Genomic DNA, 15,559 nt, shown 5'->3' with positions numbered 1-15,559 from the left:
GCGCCGGCGAGAACCCGCCGCATCCGATCGAGAAGGTCGCCGAGGCGGTGACCGGTCCGGCGGCGGCCGACGTCGAGGCCGATCCGACGACGGCGACGCCCGCCGACGACTGAACGCCCAGCCTCGTCGTGGTCTGTCACGAGGCAGACGACTGGCTCGCTCGCGCCGAGGCTGGCGTTCGCCAGTACTTCCACGGTGGCCAGATCGGGCTCAAACGCTATCGTGTTACCGAGATTGCCGACATCTCCACGATCGGGCCCGGGTCGGCCTCGTCGACAACGCGGTCAATCGGGGGTAGCTGGAGACGATCGCCGACGAGGTTGCCGGCGCCGCCCGCGATGGAATCCAGACGTTGCGGGCCGCCGAGATCGCCGCCGAACGAGAGCATGGTCGGATCTACGACGCTGATGTTGCCGACGCCTACGAGCAGACCCGAGCGCGGATTCGGGAGGCGAACCTCCACTCGCTTCCTTTTCACCATCTGGTGCTATACGAACTGATCCGCGACGCTGCCGAGATCACCGGCAGGGAGTTACACAAGCGGTACGAAGGGATTTCTGAGCAGTTGTACGCTGGTCACAAGCGTCAACCGCTCGGTCGCCAGGACCGTCGAAACAAACTGGACAACCTGCGAGCATATGATCTCGTTGACCGAGAGCGGCTCGATCACCGGTGGTTGTATTCAGCTGTCGATCCAGAAATCAATAGCCCCTAGGATATATTCAATGGGCCTGGGTTTCAACCGTTTCAGCGAGAGCCGGACCTATCGCACGGTATGAGCTTATTTTACAAATCGTAGAGTTCCGTTCGGATCTCATTTATTCGCTCACGTGCTCTTTGTTCATCCGTTACGTGAACCATCGTTCCATGACGGTCCAGCGGTTCACCCCTCCTCTATCATTTGTTCGACACAATCTTCCAATTCCTCATCCGTGTCCTGGCGAAAATAATTATCTGACAAGTGTGAAATAGAGATACTTGTTGGATTTGTGTGGCCAAGGTTGCAGAGGACCTCTAAAATATCGGCTTTCCTCCCCATGTATTCTTCAGTACTATTCCCGTCCCCGCTCATTGCATACCTGCTGTGACGTGTCGCGCTTTACTGTTCCGGTCATTGGCATTTCACGTTGGTTGTGATGATGCAACTCTACATTCCACCAATGCAACAAGATATATGTGTATAGCCCATACTTGGTCCAATATGGTGCCTCAACATTCGGGCTCTCAACGTGGCAGCAACGATGATGGGGGATACGCGGAACTGTCGCCGTTCGTTCGGCTGCTGGGTACCCGTGGGCGTGTGCAAATTCTGGATACGCTGATCCGGAAGAATTACGATGCACTCACGGCGTCGGAGATTGCCAAATATACCGACATCTCTGAGAGCACTTTTACCCGCAACAAGGGCGAGCTCCTTGAGCTGGAAATGATTGAAGAGGTCAACACCGGGAGCGGCCCTTCAAAATATACAATCAATGAAGAAAACGGGGTCGTTCAAACTCTCGTTCAATTCCACCTCGATCTCTCAGAACATGCCGAGGAGATCTTTGGCAAGACGACTCCCGGCGAGAGAGATTTAATTGCAACACTGGCTCATCAGAGCACAGATAGCTCCTCTGATTCAGAACACGACGACGACAGTGAGGATGAGTACTCGCGGGATATAATCGATAAGCCTGTTCACGCATGATCTCTAGAAATCTTGATGGTGAACGGCGTGAGCCATTCACGATTGTCAGCGTTCAGAACCACGAAACTGGTGAGGAACTCGCACGACTCCCAGAGCATGGGTCGCTTTCCGTTCCAGATGAGGGTGAAACTGTCCGAGTAAGTCTCATGGAGCTTGTCGAATCGGATGGCGACGAACTTCAGTCAGAACAAACAGAAATGAATGAGTATGTAGTTGAGAAACGGATTCACGACTATACACTACTTGAATTAGAGGGTGACGAAGCAGAAGACATTCCTGAAGGCGATCAACTCTACACATTTGTTCACTTGAGTGTCTCTGAGGCTAACTCAGGATCTGACGATAGCGAAACGAATAGCGACGATACAGAGTAGCAGACTACTACCCGGAACTACAGCCTCTTTTTAATCTGATTCCGCCCGTCGATCTGGGTTCGATGCCCACCACTACTGTCGACGTGACCGACTTGGGCTTCGAGGTCGACCCCGGCGCCGACCGTACCGCGACGATCGACGTTGGGCGCGCTGGCGTCGACTGGAGGTCCCGTCGGCGTGAGTTCAGTCCTCGATATCAGCCCTGGTGATGAGAATACCACCGTCTTCCATATCAGCCTCAAGGCTGACATCATCGCCGACATCCAAGCCCGCGCCTTCAAGAACCTATATGCAGCAAACTGTCGGCCTCGTTGTCGGGCATCCAGACGACCCACGGTGCGATCCGCACGAGCGGGGGTGTGTGAATTGTGATCACACTAATGGCAGTCGGGAAGCAATTCGAAGTATGCCATCGAGCAAGGGTGATAATCCGCACATTCTCCTCGTCGACCCACCCGGGAGACTGCAGGAACACCTCGCGACGGAACTCACCGCGGCTGGATTCGGCGTCTCCACCGCGACGTCGGCGGCCGAGTGTCTTGCCCACGTCGAACGGAACGAGGTCGACGGGGTGGTAAGTCTCTCCGACTTGCCAGAGATGGACGGGGCCACGCTGCTCCGCTCGATCCGGATCTCCAATCCGTTCCTCCCCGTGGTCTTGTTCTCCGCCGCAGACGACTCGATGGAAGCGGCGGTTCCGTCCGCCGTGAGCGAGACCGTCGCAGTTGACGCGGAGCCCGAGGCCGTCATCGTCAAACTGGAGCGGTTGATACACGGAGAGAGGGAGAGCTCTCGGCGCTACCGGCACCTCATCGAAACGTCGCCGGCCTCCATCAACATCTTCGACCGGGACGGCAACTCGATCTGGTGTAACGACGCAGCCGTGGACCTATTGGGGCAGGACAGCCGGGAGGAGTTTCTGGGTCGCTCGATCCTCGAGTTGATACACCCCGACGATCGCGATCTGGCGCGCGCGGAGATCCGCTCCGTCATCGACGAGAAGGAGTCCGCGGGTCCGACCCGGATGAAACTCCGTCGTGACGACGGGGAGATCCGCTATGTCCGCGTCTCGACGGCCATCGGTCAGTTCCTGGGGGCAGACATCGGACAAGCGGTCGCCATCGACGAGACCGGGCGTGTCGAGCGGGAACGACAGTTGCAGATTCTCGATAACTGGCTGCGCCACAACATCCGGAACAAGATGACGATAATCCGGGGGCTGGCGGAGGAGATTCAGGCGGACCGGACAGACGATGTGGCCGCCGCTTCCCGCGCGATCCAGAAGCACGCGAACTCCCTGGTCGAGCAAGCGGACCAAGAGCGACGGATCATCCGCATTCTCGAGCTATCGCCCGACCGGACGCACGTCTCGGTGGACGTCGGTGACCTCGTGGCCCGTGTCGTTACCGACGCACGCGAGGACTACCCCGAGGCGGCCATCTCGATCGCCTCGAAAGAGGCGTTTCACGCAGACGCGATTGCTGAGCTCGACATTGCGATCGCGGAGCTCGTCGAGAATGCCGTCGTGCACAGTGACGCCGAACCGCCCGAGGTCACCGTCGAGGTCGAAGACGTCGCCGCGGATCACGGCGTCATCCGCATTGCAGACAACGGACCGGGCATCCCAGAGGTCGAGCAGAGGTGCCTCCAGCTTGACGAGGAGATTGACCAGTTCCACCACGGATCCGGCCTGGGTCTCGTCCTCGTCTACTGGGTAATCCGCCACTCTAATGGTGATATCACCGTCGCCGACAACGACCCGCGGGGGAGCGTCGTAACCATCACACTCCCGAAGGCGTGACTCGAACGGGTTCGAGTCCAATCGGCGTTTAGTACGTTCTTCTGGAGGGTGCTATCGCACACGTATCACGCCGTTTTATCTCATAGCGGAACTGCTGAATCAGCTATCAGATCGTGTGTGCTAATAGAACGGTGGATTTTTTATGAGGTATACTGAAACATGATTGATGCCCTCCAACCAGCAGATTCGAAGATACGACGGAAAAATTGGGATTAGCATTATAGGCCTCCTTGCTGTCGGTCTTATTGTAGGCGTTCTCTACAATAACTGGGCGGTTATCGAAACCTGGCTTCCTTACGTTTTAGCCGGATTTTTTATCATCCTGTTCTACCGGCTGGTCGTCGCTGTGGAACACCTGGCGTACGACAAGTGAACGAGCAATCCTCATCCTGTACTGAGCGAATCCAGTTCAGGCGTGTGAACTATGACACCCTCGTTAACAGTCAGAACGCAGAGCGTTCTGACGACATCGCCGGAAATCACAGAGTTCCGGCTAGCAGCCAGAATCCGAAGGATTCTGGCCACATCACGAGACGCCGAAGGCGTCTCGAACGACAGCAAGCGCATCGCGTCCTCCCGGCTGGGGCTTTGGAGGTAGTCACCGCGTCGCCGACAGCAACGGGTTATAAACGGTTGCCAGCAACACCCCCTCTTCACCGATACCGGAATATCCAACCGATCCGATTCACGCACCGACCGCGATCGCTCGAACCGATCGCTCTGCAGGGGGATCTGCAGTAGAAACGAGGGGGCGATCGGCGGCCGATCTACGCCGCGCGGCGTTCCTTCGCCTTCGGGCGGAGGTTGGTGTAGCCGCACTTGCGGCAGCGCTCGGCGTCGGCGGCGTTGCGGGCGTTACAGCGCATGCAGATCTGTCGGTCGAGGTTGCGGCGTTCCGCGGCGTCGAAGCTGGCCATACCGCTCCTGGACGGGCAACGCTGTAAAAGGTTGCGAGATGCACCGCGCCGGACGGCCCGTCGTCGACCGCGACGCTCCCGACGCGACTCCTATCGCGACCTACGCGCCGGCTTCGGAGAGCGCGTCTTCGAGGTCCTCGCGCTGTGTGACCCCGACGAACCGCTCGACGACGCCGTCGTCGTTCTCCACGATGAGCGTCGGCAGCGAGCGAACCTGGTACTGGTTGGCGACGTCCTGCTCCTCGTCGACGTCCACCTTCTGCAGCTCGAAGGCGTCGCCGAGGTCCTCCTGTAGCTCCTCTAATATCGGGTCCTGCGTCTTACACGGGCCGCACCAGTCGGCATGAAAATCCAGCAGTCGAACGGTCATTATCCGTCAACACGTTCCGCCGGACCGCGCATAAGGGTTTCCCACTCGTGCGCGATCCGTCACCACTCGTGCGTGACTCGTCACCGGCGAGCGAAACGTTTAGAACGCCGCAGGCAGGACTGGCGTGTATGAGCAGTGGTTCCAACTCCGGCGGGCTGATGTCCAGCGCTGGACTCGTCCGCTACTTCGACTCCGAGGGCCGCGACGCGATCTCGATGGACCCGAAGACCGTCCTCGCGTTCTGCGTCCTCTTCGGCGTGTTCGTGCAAATTCTCTCGCTGACGGTCGCGTAGGACCGCCAGCCCCGTTCTCGGCTGCGTCGTCGGTTCTGTCCGCCGCCGTCGGTTCTGTCCGCCACCGTCGGCCCCCGCTCCGCGGCGTAGCGCGTCCTTTTTGCCCGTGCCGGACGGACCGGTTCGCATGCACGCAGGCGTCATCGCCGTCCAGGGCGACGTGGCCGAACACGCCGCTGCGGTCCGGAACGCCGCGGCCGCACACGACGCCCCCGCCGAGGTCGTCGCGGTGCGGGACGCCGGACTCGTCCCGGACTGTGACGTCCTCCTCGTCCCCGGCGGGGAGTCGACGACCATCTCGCGGCTGATCCGCCGCGAGGGGATCGCGGGGGAGATACGAGAGCACGTCGCGCGCGGGAAGCCGGTGCTCGCCACCTGCGCCGGCCTTATCGTCTGCTCACGGGACGCGAACGACGACCGCGTCGAGACGCTGGGCGTCGTCGACGTCGCCGTCGACCGCAACGCCTTCGGCCGGCAGAAGGACTCCTTCGAGACGGAGCTGCCCGTCGCCGGCCTCGACGACCCGTTCCACGCCGTCTTCATCCGCGCGCCCGCCATCGACGAGGTCGGCCCCGAGGTCGAGACGCTCGCGTCGGTCGACGGCCGCCCGGTCGCGGTGCGGGACGGTCCCGTCGTCGCCACCGCGTTCCACCCGGAGCTCACCGCCGACCCGCGGATCCACGACCTCGCGTTCTTCCCCGAGAACGAGGTGGTCGCGTGAGCGACCCGACCGCGGACGGCGCGGACGCCGGCGAGGACGGGACCGTGACCGACGGCGACGCGGGCGCTGGCACCCCCGCTGCGACCGACGGCGGCGACGACGGCGACGACGCGTCGGTCCCGTCGGCGGCCGTCCTCGACGAGCTGTTCGCCACCATCGAGTCGCGCAAGGCGGAGCTGCCGGAGGGGTCGTACACCGCCTCGCTTTTCACCCACGAGAAGGGGGAGAACGCGGTGTTAGAGAAGATCGGCGAGGAGACCACGGAGACGATCCTCGCGGCGAAAGACGACGATCTCGACGAGCTCACCTACGAGAGCGCCGACCTCGTCTACCACCTGTTGGTGTTGCTCGCGATGAAGGACATCGACCTCGACGACCTCCGCGAGGAGCTCCGCGACCGGTTCTAACCCTCCTTTCGTGGCGGCCGGCTCCGGACCGAGGTCCGTCGACGCGTCAGGGCGCCACCGTCCCCTCTGCCGGTGTCCCGTTGACGGTGGCGTCGTTCGGGTCGTACTCTAAGATGCCGGGGTTGTTCCCCTGTCCAGCCAGGCTGAGCTGGTCGACGTGGAGGGTCGCGGTCGGGGTTCCCAGGTCGGCGTTGTATCCGCCTCCGTCGAGGCTCGCCGACACGAGGTAGATGTCGCCGTTCGAGTCGAGCGCGATCGCCCCGTTGTTGGCGGTCATCGTCGACTCGTTCGCGAAGATGCGGCCGTCGGTGCTCGTGATGGTGATGCCGTCGTTGCTGTTTGCGTCGAGCGTCACCCCGTCGATCCGGATGTCGCCCGTCGCGGTCAGTCGGATCGTGTCGCCGTTGGCCCTGAAGTCGGATCCGGCGGTGATCGTCTTCGCGGTGATGTCGACCGGGTCGCCGCTCGCGGTCACCGTCCCGACCTCGGGGTAGATCACCAGATCGACGTCCGGGTCGTCGAACCCGTCTTCTAAGTCCTCCTTGCTGATCACCACCTCGCCCGGGTCGTAGACGCCGTTGCCGTTGGGATCGTCGAACGCCGACCCGTCGCCGTTCCCGTCTTCCGGCGGCTGGGCGGTGTCGGTGTCGACGACCGTGACGGTTCTCGTCGCGGTGTCCGTCGCGCCGTCGTCGTCGGTGACCGTCAGCTCGACCGTCACCGGCTGGTCGCCGGTCACGTCCGCCGGCGCGCTGTACGTCGCGTTCGGCGTTCCGGTGTCGTCCTCGCTTATCGACCCGGCTCCGGACGCGATCGTCCAGGAGTAACTCACGATCGAGCCGTCGGTGTCGACGCTGTCCGACCCGTCGAGCGTGATGCTGTATCCCTCGGCGACCTGATCCAACGAGCTGGCCACGGCGGTGGGCGGCTCGTTTTCCGGCGCCGGCGGGTCCGGCTCCTCCGGCGCCGCCGACCGGAGCGTGCGGTACAGCTGGTCGCCGCTCTCCGTGTCGAAGAGCAGCACCTCGACATATCCGGTGAACGAGTGGTTCAGCGTCGCCTCGTCGCCGACATCGAACGTTCCGTCGCCGAGCCCCGCTCCGTCGACTTCGGTCGCGTCGAGCGTGTACGGTCCCACGCGGTCGGCGTCGCCGCGCAACAGGAGCCGGACGTCACCCGTCTCGAAGTCAGGCCCACCGACGTGGCGAACCGTGACCGTCGACTCCGTCACCTCCGTCTTGACGTTGAGACGCGTGCTGTCGGTCCGGTCCTGAATGGCGCTCGTCTGCAGCAAGATGCCGGTGCCTAGCGTCACGGACGCCACGACCACGACTGCGACGAGGAGGATGACGCCGATCGGCTCGGTGACGGCTCGGTTCGTCATGGGTGAGGGGAGTCGTCCGCTGCCGGCCGTCCCCACGCGGCCGTGAGTGCGTCGGGTTCGGTCCGAAGCGATGCCACACGTACGCCGCCCGCGTTTAGAAGTGTTTTGTCGAACGCGGAATCGGGTCGTCGAACGCGGAACCGAGGCCGCGCCGAGCGCGGTTCGACCGCCGGCGGCGACCAGCGTTTATGTCCGTGGGGTGTAGACGGGGTGATATGGGATCCGCGTCGGGCGATCGTGGGCAGGCGAACCTCGTCGGGTTCATCCTCGTGTTCGGCTTCCTGCTGATCAGCTACTCGCTCTTTCAGGCGTACGTGATCCCCAACCAGAACGCGGAGATCGAGTACCAGCACTACCAGGAGGTCCGCGACGACATGACCGAGCTGTACTCGGAGATCGTCACGCTCGGCAACTCCTCGAGCGGCCGGCAGGTGCTCGTCCCCGTCACCCTCGGGATGGACTACCCGCCACGGTTGCTGTTCTTCAATCCGCCGCCCGCGTCCGGGTCGATCGGGAGCACCGGACAGGGGACGATCGCGATCGACGCGACGGACGGGACGACCGCGGCGGACCTCTGTGGCGGCAACGCGACCACCGGGCTCGTCTACTCGCCGGGGTACCACGTGACGACCCAGCCGGACGTCCGGTACGACAACGGGTTGCTCTACGTGGAGACGGCGGGCGGCGAGTACGCGATGCTCGAACGCCGCCAGATCGTCGACGAATCTTCGAAGGAGATCCAACTGTACCGGCTGGTCGGGCAGCTCGGGACGCGGTCGGGCGTCGACACGCTCCCGATCGAGATCACCGGCGGCGCCGGTCCCGTCGTGACCACCGACGTGCCGGTGACGAGCGTCACCGTTCGAAGCGATCTCCCGAAAGACGAGTGGAACGACCCCGACAACGACGTGCTTCCGAGCAATATCAACGCGTCGGACGCCGGCGACGGACGAGTCCAACTCCAGGGATTCAGCGGGGACTACACCGTCAGCTGCCACTCCGTCGGCCTCGGACAGCGCCCGTAAATCGCCGCCCCAACGGCCGTTTGAGGACCGGACGTCCGGCGCGAGTCGGCGTACCCTGTCTCTTCGTTCGGAGGCCGGTCTTCCGAACCGCTCCTCGGTTGGCATCTTCGGGATTCGGTACGCTAAAGAGTGTGTCGCCGTTACCCCGGCGTACGGGCCTTTAGCTTAGTCTGGCTCAAAGCCCTCCGCTCATAACGGAGTGATCGCCGGTTCAAATCCGGCAAGGCCCATCCTGTTTACACTCGTTACTGAGTGTTCTCCGAAACGCCTCTCTCGGTGGTTCTACCGTCGGGTATCGGATTTCCGGTGTCTCCACGAATCGGCTTCTGTGTGGTATGTCGACCAGAGGCTGGTTCCGCGTCCTTCTTTCGTGCGAATTCCGTATTCTGCGTCGAGTTATCGGATGGTTAGTCCGCCGTCGATGACGATCTGTTCGCCGGTCATGTACTCGGACGCGTCCGAGGCCAGATACACGGCGAGCGGGGCGATCACTTCGGGATCGGCGAACTCGTCCATCACCATGTCGTCTTTCCAGATCTGAGCGAGTTCCGGGTCGTTCTCGCGAACCTCGGCGATCATGTCCGTCAGGATGTACCCGGGACTGATGTTGTTGACTCGAATGCCGTACTGCCACCAGTCCGACGCCAATTGGTTGGTGAACCCGTCGATCGCCCCTTTCGAGGCGTTGTAGTGGGGCTGGGGCTGGGGATAATTCGCCAGGATCGCCGAGATCGAAGACATGTTCACGATGTTGCCCCCGTCTCCGTCGATCATCACCTGTCCGACGTACTTGGTACACAGGAACACTCCCGTGGCGTTGATCGAAAAGATGCGCTCCCACTCTTCGAGCGGCATGTCCTGCAGCTCGTAGTTCGAGACGACCCCGGCGTTGTTGACTAACACGTCGATATCGCCGAACTCCTCGACGGTCGCCTCGACCATGTTCATCACCGACTCCTCTTTCGCGACATCCGTCTCTACCCAGAGCGTCTCCACGTCGTGCTCGTCGGCGAGAGTTTCGGCGGCATCCCGTCCGGTCTCTTCGTCTCGGTTCGCGACGACGACGTTTGCGCCCACGTCGGCCAACCCGTCGGCGATCGCTCGCCCGATCCCGCGATTCCCGCCCGTTACGATCGCCGTCTGGCCGTCCAACCGAAACTTGTCGAGGAGACTCATACCGACTGGCGTCTACTCCGGAGGGAATCATAAAGATTCGTGTCCCACCCGAGAACGGCGCCACCTCCGGTGAGGGAACCCACCTGAAGGCGGCGCCACCTTCCAGCCCTAGAATTCGGATCCACCGTGAGTGACATCCTCGATCATATCCAAATATTTTTATCAGATCGATATGACGGTATCATCTATGTCGGTATTAGACCGATTCCAATTAGATGGAAAAACCGCGATCGTGACGGGCGGAAACCGCGGCATTGGAAACGCTATTGCCCACGGATTGGCCGAAGCGGGTTCCGACGTCGTTATCGCAAATCGAGACGCTGATTCCGGTCGTGAGGCCGCTTCCGAGATCGCCGAAGAGACGGGTGTCGAGACGTTAGCGGTGTCGGCTGACGTCTCGGACGAGGACGACGTCCGGGAGATGGTCGAGGCGACGGTCGACGAGTTCGGAACGATCGATATCCTCGTCAACAACGCCGGTATCGTCCTCGCGGAACCGGCCCGAGAAAAGTCGGCCGAGGACTTCCGGAAAACCCTCGAGATCAACTTGACGGGTGCGTTCCTCTGTTCGAAGTACGCGGGCGAGGAGATGATCGCCTCCGACGGCGGATCGATTATCAACATCTCCTCGATGTCGGCGTACATCGCGAATCACCCCCAGACCCACGTCGATTACCAGGCGTCGAAGGGCGGGATGGAAGCGTTCAAGAACCAACTTGCTTCGGAGTGGGCCGAATACGGCATCCGAATTAACAACATCAATCCCGGATACATCGAGACCGATATCATCGCTAACTTGCTTTCCGACCGCCCGGACCTCGAAGAGGCCTGGCTCGACGGCATGTTACAGGACGAGCTCGGAGACCCCGACGACATCGCCCCGCTCGCGGTGTACCTCGCATCGGACGCGGCCTCCTACGTGACCGGAACGTCGGTCATCATCGACGGTGGATACACGGTCCGGTGACGACACGGTCCGTGACTCGAAGCCACGCTGCCGGATGAACTGGGAAAACTGAAACGCAAACCGCGGACGGGCTCTGCTAGAAGACCAGGTCTCCGCCGTCGTCGATGTCGAACCCGTCGGTCACCTCGAAGGTGCGGTCGACGAGGATCGACTCACTCGGCTGGTGGATCACGCGGACTCGGACGTCCTCCCCCGCGCCGACGGTATCGTTCCCGGTCTGGGACGCCGACGTCACGGAGTCGCCGACCGAGAGGCGGTCGCCGATGGTCCCCGATGTCTCGTAGTCGTCAGCGGGCGCGGTGACGACCACGCGGAGCGAGTCGGACTCGATCGAGTCGCCGCCGCGGTGTTCGATCGTGACCGTGTCGGCCGTCTCGTCGAGGCTCACGCTCAGTTGTGCGGTCGGCTGGCTGGTCCCGAGCGAGTCGCCCAGGCCGAGCACGAACGTTCCGATGACGGCCGCGAGGATGACTGTAATAGCGACCATCAGAATCACCCCGATAACGGGGCTCACCGCACGGTCGTCCGCGTCGAAGAGTGTGTCTGTGTTCATGAGAGATCCTACCAACCGCCGAAACGAAACTGCAGAACCTGTGCACGTGCAGTTTCGTTTCGGGTATTGGTTGACTGTAAATACGTCACTACCGGATATAACGTTACCGGTAAATCATAAGAAACCAAAAACGAAGTGACCGAAAGGTTTCGAGAGTCAGGACCCCTCGGAGGGACGGGGTCCAAACCGCTCGTGACACCGAGGTGCCGGTGCGCTACTCCAGCAGCGTCACGAGGTCGTTCACGTCGTCGACGACGGCGTCGGCCCCGTGCTCTGTGAACGCCCGCCGGCCGTCCTCGCCCGTCAGGCCGCCGGTGAGCGCGCCGATTCCGTAGTACACGCGGGTCTCGTCGGCGTCGTCGGCGTTCCGTGCGGTCGCCACGTCGTCGAGGGTGTCCCCGACGAACGCGACGCGCTCGGCCCCGAACCGCTCGGCGAGCGTCACGAGCGCCCGCGGGTGCGGCTTCCCCTCCTCCCAGTCGTCCATCGTGAAGCGGCGGTCGGAGGAGACGTCGAGTCCGACGCGCTCTAAGGCGATCGTCGCCTCCGCCGCCGGCCGGCCGGTCAACACCCCCACCTCGAACCGCGCGGTCAGGTCGGCTATCGTCTCGGGATCGACGAGGGTCGGCTCGTCGTGGATGTACCCAGGCGCCGACAGCGGCGGCTCGTCGCCCTCCAGCTCGCGGTACAGCTCCTCGCCGAGGTACAGCGCCTGGAACGTCGCCCGGAGCAGTTCGGGGTCCCACCGGTCGCGGACCGTCGTCGCCGACACCTCGGGGCGGTCGCGGAGGACCGCCTTCGCGCCGTCGAGGCCGCCGCCGGCGTCGCACACCCGGTCGGTGAACGCCTCGACGTCGAGTTCCAGCCCCTCCCGGCGGGCCAGCACGTACAGCGCCGCCGCGTCCGTGAGGTCCCAGTCGTTGTTGAACCCGCCGGCGTCCTTGAACGCCTGGACCGCGTCGTCGTCGATCGTCTCGCCGTAGACCCGGTCGACGGACTCGACGATCGCCCGTCGGTAGGAGTCCGACACGTCGACCAGCACCCCGTCGATGTCGAGCACGACTGCGTCGACCTGCATACGCCTACCGCCGACGGGGGCACGAAAGAACGTTCGGGTTCGGTCCGGCCCGGGTTGGTCAGCCGTGTCCGCCGTCGAACGCGGGGTCCCCGTCCTCGGGTCGCCGTCGAACTCGGTCTTCGTCGCCTCCGATCTCCCGCCGAACGCCTCACCGCGGGAGGTCGCCGGTCGACTCGCCGCGCGCGACGTACAGCGTCGTCCCCGGGAGCGACCGCCGCGTCACCGGGACGGTCGGCTCCTCGAACCCGAGCGTGGTGAAGAGGCAGGCGGCGCCGAGCCGCTCGGCGAGGGCGACGGTGGGACGCTGTAGCTCGCCGGGCAATCGAAGCGCGTACACGGCGTCGAATCCGGGCGTCGCTCCCGCGTCGGGAGCGGTCTCCTCCCGGAAGTCGCCGTCGCCGTCGACCCTGCGACCGTCGATCTCCGAGAGTCGCTCGCGGTCCCCGTCGTCCGCGGCGAGCGCGCGGACGTCGGCGCGGACCACGCGGAGCGACCCGCCGGCTCCGGTGTGGCGTCTCGATTCCGCCGCCCGCCGAGCCGCCGCCGAGACCGCCACGTCGATGCCCACGACCCGACGGCCGCGGTCGGCGAGCGCGCCGGCGACCGCCGGGCGACGACCGATGCCGACTTCGAGCAGCCGCTCGTGACGGGCGAGCGTCGAGACGAGCGCGGGACGGGACGACGACGTCACGGCGCGGGCTTTATGCCGGCGGGGGGCAAAAGCGATTCCATGCTCGTGGACATCGTCCCTGTCGGGGAGGTCCCTCCGCGCGTGAAGCGGGAGGCCTCCGGCGCGCTCCGATCGGTGTACGACTGCGACGTCACGGTCCACGACGACCAGCCGATCCCCGATACCGCTTACGACGCGGAACGCGACCAGTACCGCGCCGAGGACCTGATCGAGACGGTCGGCCGAGTCGGGGGCGGCGAGAAGAACATCGGGATCACCCCGCAGGACCTGTACTACCGCCGCCGGAACTACGTGTTCGGGCTCGCGTACCTCAACGGCAACGGGTCCGTCATCTCCACCCACCGGCTCCGGACCTCCTCGGACGGCGGCGTGTCCACGAAGCCCGCGGCCGACGTCTTCGGCGACCGCGTCCGCAAGGAGGTCGTCCACGAGATCGGTCACACGCTCGGGCTCGAACACTGCGACAACAGCAAGTGCGTCATGTCCTTCTCGCCGACCGTCCGCGAGGTCGACGTGAAAGAGGAGAACCTCTGTGGCTCCTGTTCCCGGCTCGTTCGCTGAGCGCCACGACCACCTCCCACCGGCGCCGTCCGTCGCTCTGTTCGCCGATCCTCCGAACGGCTCGTCCCGGTACCGACCGGAACCGCCGGTAGACGTAAACCCCGTCCGATCCAACGACGGGGTATGGCCGCGAAGTCGGAATTCCGCGACCGCCCCGACGTCGAGGTCGCGCTGCTCGACGCGCTCGTCGATCGGGGCGACGAGGGGATGACGGTGCTGGAACTCCGTGCGGCCGTCGACGCCGACATCGACGCCGTCGAGGAGGCGCTCTCGGCGCTGAAAGCCGACTCGCTCATCGTCGTCGAGAGCGAGGAGCGCGTCCGGGTCTACCCGCACGACCGCGTCGTTCCGGACCCCGAGACGGCGGCCGACGACCGGTCGGAGACCCTCGTCGGCGCGATCCGCGACCGGCTCGGGCTGTAGCGTCTCGGGACGGCGGCCTTTTGTCGCTCCCGCGCCTCGAAACGGGCATGAGTCTCGTCTCCGAGGGCCACGACGCCCACGGCGCGGTCTACCGCGACCGCGGCGGACGGCAGGTGGTCGACCACTACGGGAAGCCCGAGCGCGTCGGGAAGGCCGTCCGCAACGTCGTCGGCGCGATCGAGATGGGGTACGGCGTGCTCACCGTGACCGGCGACGACCGCGTCGCGTTCGTCGACAACGCGGTCTCGAACCGGGTCCCGACCGAGGACGGCCGCGGCGTCTACGCCCTCCTGCTCGACCCGCAGGGCGGGATCGAGACGGACATGTACGTGTACAACGCCGGCGAGCGCCTGCTCGTCTTCCTCCCGCCCGAGCGGACCGAGGCGGTCGTCGCGGACTGGGCCGAGAAGGTGTTCATCCAGGACGTCGAGATCGCCGACGCCTCCGAGGCGTTCGGCGTGTTCGGGGTCCACGGCCCCAAGTCGACCGAGAAGGTCGCCTCCGTGCTCGGCGGACCGGGCGCCCCGGAGGAGCCGCTCTCGTTCGTCCGCGGCTCGATGGTCGACGCCGGGGTCACCGTGATCGCCGCGGACGCCCCGCTCGGCGAGGAGGGGTACGAGATCGTCTGTGCCGCCGCGGACGCGCCCGACGTGTTCGACACGCTGATCAACCGCGGACTCAACGCGGCTCCGTTCGGGTACCGGACCTGGGACGCGCTCTCCGCCGAGGCCGGCACGCCGCTCTTCGAGTACGAACTCGACGGGACGGTGCCGAACGTCCTCGGGCTCCGCAACGCCCTCGACTTCGAGAAGGGGTGTTACGTCGGTCAGGAGGTCGTCTCCCGGGTCGAGAACCAGGGTCGGCCCAGCCGCCGGCTCGTCGGGCTCGCGCTCGACGGACTCGCCGACGCGATCGCGGCGATCGACGGCGACGCCGACCCCGCGGGATACGACGACGTCCTCTCGACCCCGGGCGCGGCCGTCTTCGCCGGCGACGAGGCGGTCGGCGCGGTGACCCGCGCCGCCGTCGGCCCCGCCGCCGGCGACCCGATCGCGCTCGCGCTCGTCGACTTCGACGCCGCCCTCGCCGACGTCTCGGTGCGCGTGGACGGCGACGAGGTCGCGGCGA

Annotated in this window: 22 protein-coding genes and 1 tRNA gene; 14 read left to right on the top strand and 9 right to left on the bottom strand. The window is 64.3% G+C overall.

Annotation, left to right across the window (positions count from 1 at the left end):
• Window positions 1–217 precede the first annotated feature (217 nt).
• Together GJ633_RS07150 and GJ633_RS07145 are read right to left on the bottom strand one after the other, a co-directional pair.
• Window positions 218–481 carry a hypothetical protein gene (locus GJ633_RS07150; RefSeq protein WP_156588261.1) on the bottom strand — a complete coding sequence of 88 codons (264 nt, stop codon included), beginning with the start codon at window positions 479–481 and terminating at the stop codon, window positions 218–220.
• Window positions 482–883: 402 nt separating this feature from the next.
• The gene (locus tag GJ633_RS07145) at window positions 884–1,072 is read right to left on the bottom strand and encodes a hypothetical protein (protein WP_156588260.1); all 189 of its coding nucleotides are present in this window, start codon (window positions 1,070–1,072) and stop codon (window positions 884–886) included.
• 228 nt (window positions 1,073–1,300) lie between these two features.
• On the opposite strand from GJ633_RS07145, the gene GJ633_RS07140 reads away from it, so the two are divergent.
• The 5 genes from GJ633_RS07140 (at window position 1,301) to GJ633_RS07120 (ending at window position 4,238) form a co-directional block, all read left to right on the top strand.
• On the top strand, window positions 1,301–1,690 hold the full coding sequence (locus tag GJ633_RS07140) for a hypothetical protein (protein WP_156588259.1): 390 nt from the start codon (window positions 1,301–1,303) through the stop codon (window positions 1,688–1,690).
• On the top strand, window positions 1,687–2,064 hold the full coding sequence (locus tag GJ633_RS17090; protein WP_197431277.1) for a hypothetical protein: 378 nt from the start codon (window positions 1,687–1,689) through the stop codon (window positions 2,062–2,064). The genes GJ633_RS07140 and GJ633_RS17090 overlap by 4 nt, the downstream gene beginning before the upstream one ends.
• A gap of 62 nt (window positions 2,065–2,126) precedes the next feature.
• On the top strand, window positions 2,127–2,273 hold the full coding sequence (locus tag GJ633_RS07130) for a hypothetical protein (protein ID WP_156588257.1): 147 nt from the start codon (window positions 2,127–2,129) through the stop codon (window positions 2,271–2,273).
• Window positions 2,273–3,865 (top strand): ATP-binding protein, encoded by a 1,593-nt coding sequence (locus GJ633_RS07125; protein ID WP_156588256.1) that lies wholly within the window; start codon window positions 2,273–2,275, stop codon window positions 3,863–3,865. Before GJ633_RS07130 ends, GJ633_RS07125 begins: the two co-directional genes overlap by 1 nt.
• 166 nt (window positions 3,866–4,031) lie before the next feature.
• The gene (locus tag GJ633_RS07120) at window positions 4,032–4,238 is read left to right on the top strand and encodes a hypothetical protein (protein ID WP_156588255.1); all 207 of its coding nucleotides are present in this window, start codon (window positions 4,032–4,034) and stop codon (window positions 4,236–4,238) included.
• Between the two features lie 394 nt (window positions 4,239–4,632).
• Here the strand turns inward: GJ633_RS07120 and GJ633_RS07115 are convergent, their stop codons facing one another.
• A complete protein-coding gene (locus tag GJ633_RS07115) occupies window positions 4,633–4,782 on the bottom strand; it encodes a 50S ribosomal protein L40e (protein ID WP_156588254.1) in 150 nt (49 codons plus the stop codon).
• Window positions 4,783–4,882: 100 nt separating this feature from the next.
• Window positions 4,883–5,152 (bottom strand): co-chaperone YbbN, encoded by a 270-nt coding sequence (locus GJ633_RS07110; protein WP_156588253.1) that lies wholly within the window; start codon window positions 5,150–5,152, stop codon window positions 4,883–4,885.
• Between the two features lie 128 nt (window positions 5,153–5,280).
• Here GJ633_RS07110 and GJ633_RS07105 point away from each other — a divergent pair, with 128 nt between their 5' ends.
• From GJ633_RS07105 to hisE, 3 genes are all read left to right on the top strand, one after another.
• The gene (locus tag GJ633_RS07105) at window positions 5,281–5,445 is read left to right on the top strand and encodes a preprotein translocase subunit Sec61beta (RefSeq protein ID WP_156588252.1); all 165 of its coding nucleotides are present in this window, start codon (window positions 5,281–5,283) and stop codon (window positions 5,443–5,445) included.
• 127 nt (window positions 5,446–5,572) lie between these two features.
• The gene (pdxT, locus tag GJ633_RS07100; protein WP_156588251.1) at window positions 5,573–6,166 is read left to right on the top strand and encodes a pyridoxal 5'-phosphate synthase glutaminase subunit PdxT; all 594 of its coding nucleotides are present in this window, start codon (window positions 5,573–5,575) and stop codon (window positions 6,164–6,166) included.
• A 44-nt stretch (window positions 6,167–6,210) separates the two neighbouring features.
• Window positions 6,211–6,573, top strand: coding sequence for a phosphoribosyl-ATP diphosphatase (gene hisE / locus GJ633_RS07095; RefSeq protein ID WP_321168949.1), 363 nt, complete (start codon window positions 6,211–6,213; stop codon window positions 6,571–6,573).
• Between the two features lie 46 nt (window positions 6,574–6,619).
• Here the strand turns inward: hisE and GJ633_RS07090 are convergent, their stop codons facing one another.
• Window positions 6,620–7,957, bottom strand: coding sequence for a PKD domain-containing protein (locus GJ633_RS07090; RefSeq protein ID WP_156588250.1), 1,338 nt, complete (start codon window positions 7,955–7,957; stop codon window positions 6,620–6,622).
• 215 nt (window positions 7,958–8,172) lie between these two features.
• On the opposite strand from GJ633_RS07090, the gene GJ633_RS07085 reads away from it, so the two are divergent.
• Complete coding sequence (locus GJ633_RS07085) at window positions 8,173–8,982, top strand: hypothetical protein (RefSeq protein ID WP_156588249.1); 810 nt, start codon at window positions 8,173–8,175, stop codon at window positions 8,980–8,982.
• Window positions 8,983–9,136: 154 nt separating this feature from the next.
• A tRNA-Ile gene (locus GJ633_RS07080) sits at window positions 9,137–9,212 on the top strand.
• Window positions 9,213–9,378: 166 nt separating this feature from the next.
• On the opposite strand, the gene GJ633_RS07075 is transcribed toward GJ633_RS07080, so the two are convergent.
• Complete coding sequence (locus tag GJ633_RS07075; protein WP_156588248.1) at window positions 9,379–10,158, bottom strand: SDR family NAD(P)-dependent oxidoreductase; 780 nt, start codon at window positions 10,156–10,158, stop codon at window positions 9,379–9,381.
• 187 nt (window positions 10,159–10,345) lie between these two features.
• Here GJ633_RS07075 and GJ633_RS07070 point away from each other — a divergent pair, with 187 nt between their 5' ends.
• Window positions 10,346–11,125 carry an SDR family NAD(P)-dependent oxidoreductase gene (locus GJ633_RS07070; RefSeq protein WP_156588247.1) on the top strand — a complete coding sequence of 260 codons (780 nt, stop codon included), beginning with the start codon at window positions 10,346–10,348 and terminating at the stop codon, window positions 11,123–11,125.
• Between the two features lie 76 nt (window positions 11,126–11,201).
• On the opposite strand, the gene GJ633_RS07065 is transcribed toward GJ633_RS07070, so the two are convergent.
• From GJ633_RS07065 to GJ633_RS07055, 3 genes are all read right to left on the bottom strand, one after another.
• A complete protein-coding gene (locus GJ633_RS07065; RefSeq protein WP_156588246.1) occupies window positions 11,202–11,678 on the bottom strand; it encodes a type IV pilin in 477 nt (158 codons plus the stop codon).
• A 214-nt stretch (window positions 11,679–11,892) separates the two neighbouring features.
• Window positions 11,893–12,756, bottom strand: a complete 864-nt coding sequence (locus GJ633_RS07060) for a TIGR01548 family HAD-type hydrolase (protein ID WP_156588245.1) — start codon at window positions 12,754–12,756, stop codon at window positions 11,893–11,895.
• 148 nt (window positions 12,757–12,904) lie between these two features.
• Window positions 12,905–13,447: a UPF0146 family protein gene (locus GJ633_RS07055; protein ID WP_321168948.1), complete on the bottom strand. Its 543-nt coding sequence runs from the start codon at window positions 13,445–13,447 to the stop codon at window positions 12,905–12,907.
• 39 nt (window positions 13,448–13,486) lie between these two features.
• Here GJ633_RS07055 and GJ633_RS07050 point away from each other — a divergent pair, with 39 nt between their 5' ends.
• The 3 genes from GJ633_RS07050 to GJ633_RS07040 form a co-directional block, all read left to right on the top strand.
• Window positions 13,487–14,008 (top strand): archaemetzincin family Zn-dependent metalloprotease, encoded by a 522-nt coding sequence (locus GJ633_RS07050; protein ID WP_156588262.1) that lies wholly within the window; start codon window positions 13,487–13,489, stop codon window positions 14,006–14,008.
• 123 nt (window positions 14,009–14,131) lie between these two features.
• Window positions 14,132–14,431: a DUF6432 family protein gene (locus tag GJ633_RS07045; RefSeq protein WP_156588244.1), complete on the top strand. Its 300-nt coding sequence runs from the start codon at window positions 14,132–14,134 to the stop codon at window positions 14,429–14,431.
• Between the two features lie 47 nt (window positions 14,432–14,478).
• On the top strand, window positions 14,479–15,559 hold a 1,081-nt coding region (locus GJ633_RS07040), incomplete at its 3' end, for an aminomethyltransferase family protein (RefSeq protein WP_156588243.1).

This window comes from Halorubrum sp. CBA1125 (assembly GCF_009742825.1).
In the GTDB taxonomy this organism is placed as follows: Archaea; Halobacteriota; Halobacteria; order Halobacteriales; family Haloferacaceae; genus Halorubrum.
Note: the sequence above shows the minus strand (reverse complement) of the source record. Positions and strands in the feature narration are given on the sequence as shown.

Coding starts and splice junctions, on each gene's coding strand:
- GJ633_RS07120 (WP_156588255.1), top strand. CDS start 4,032: ATGCCCTCCAACCAGCAGATTCGAAGATACGACGGAAAAATTGGGATT.
- pdxT (WP_156588251.1), top strand. CDS start 5,573: ATGCACGCAGGCGTCATCGCCGTCCAGGGCGACGTGGCCGAACACGCC.
- GJ633_RS17090 (WP_197431277.1), top strand. CDS start 1,687: ATGATCTCTAGAAATCTTGATGGTGAACGGCGTGAGCCATTCACGATT.
- GJ633_RS07115 (WP_156588254.1), bottom strand. CDS start 4,782: ATGGCCAGCTTCGACGCCGCGGAACGCCGCAACCTCGACCGACAGATC.
- GJ633_RS07125 (WP_156588256.1), top strand. CDS start 2,273: ATGAGAATACCACCGTCTTCCATATCAGCCTCAAGGCTGACATCATCG.
- GJ633_RS07145 (WP_156588260.1), bottom strand. CDS start 1,072: ATGAGCGGGGACGGGAATAGTACTGAAGAATACATGGGGAGGAAAGCC.
- GJ633_RS07050 (WP_156588262.1), top strand. CDS start 13,487: ATGCTCGTGGACATCGTCCCTGTCGGGGAGGTCCCTCCGCGCGTGAAG.
- GJ633_RS07060 (WP_156588245.1), bottom strand. CDS start 12,756: ATGCAGGTCGACGCAGTCGTGCTCGACATCGACGGGGTGCTGGTCGAC.
- GJ633_RS07085 (WP_156588249.1), top strand. CDS start 8,173: ATGGGATCCGCGTCGGGCGATCGTGGGCAGGCGAACCTCGTCGGGTTC.
- GJ633_RS07110 (WP_156588253.1), bottom strand. CDS start 5,152: ATGACCGTTCGACTGCTGGATTTTCATGCCGACTGGTGCGGCCCGTGT.
- GJ633_RS07065 (WP_156588246.1), bottom strand. CDS start 11,678: ATGAACACAGACACACTCTTCGACGCGGACGACCGTGCGGTGAGCCCC.
- GJ633_RS07105 (WP_156588252.1), top strand. CDS start 5,281: ATGAGCAGTGGTTCCAACTCCGGCGGGCTGATGTCCAGCGCTGGACTC.
- GJ633_RS07075 (WP_156588248.1), bottom strand. CDS start 10,158: ATGAGTCTCCTCGACAAGTTTCGGTTGGACGGCCAGACGGCGATCGTA.
- GJ633_RS07045 (WP_156588244.1), top strand. CDS start 14,132: ATGGCCGCGAAGTCGGAATTCCGCGACCGCCCCGACGTCGAGGTCGCG.
- GJ633_RS07090 (WP_156588250.1), bottom strand. CDS start 7,957: ATGACGAACCGAGCCGTCACCGAGCCGATCGGCGTCATCCTCCTCGTC.
- GJ633_RS07070 (WP_156588247.1), top strand. CDS start 10,346: ATGTCGGTATTAGACCGATTCCAATTAGATGGAAAAACCGCGATCGTG.
- GJ633_RS07150 (WP_156588261.1), bottom strand. CDS start 481: ATGGTGAAAAGGAAGCGAGTGGAGGTTCGCCTCCCGAATCCGCGCTCG.
- GJ633_RS07130 (WP_156588257.1), top strand. CDS start 2,127: ATGCCCACCACTACTGTCGACGTGACCGACTTGGGCTTCGAGGTCGAC.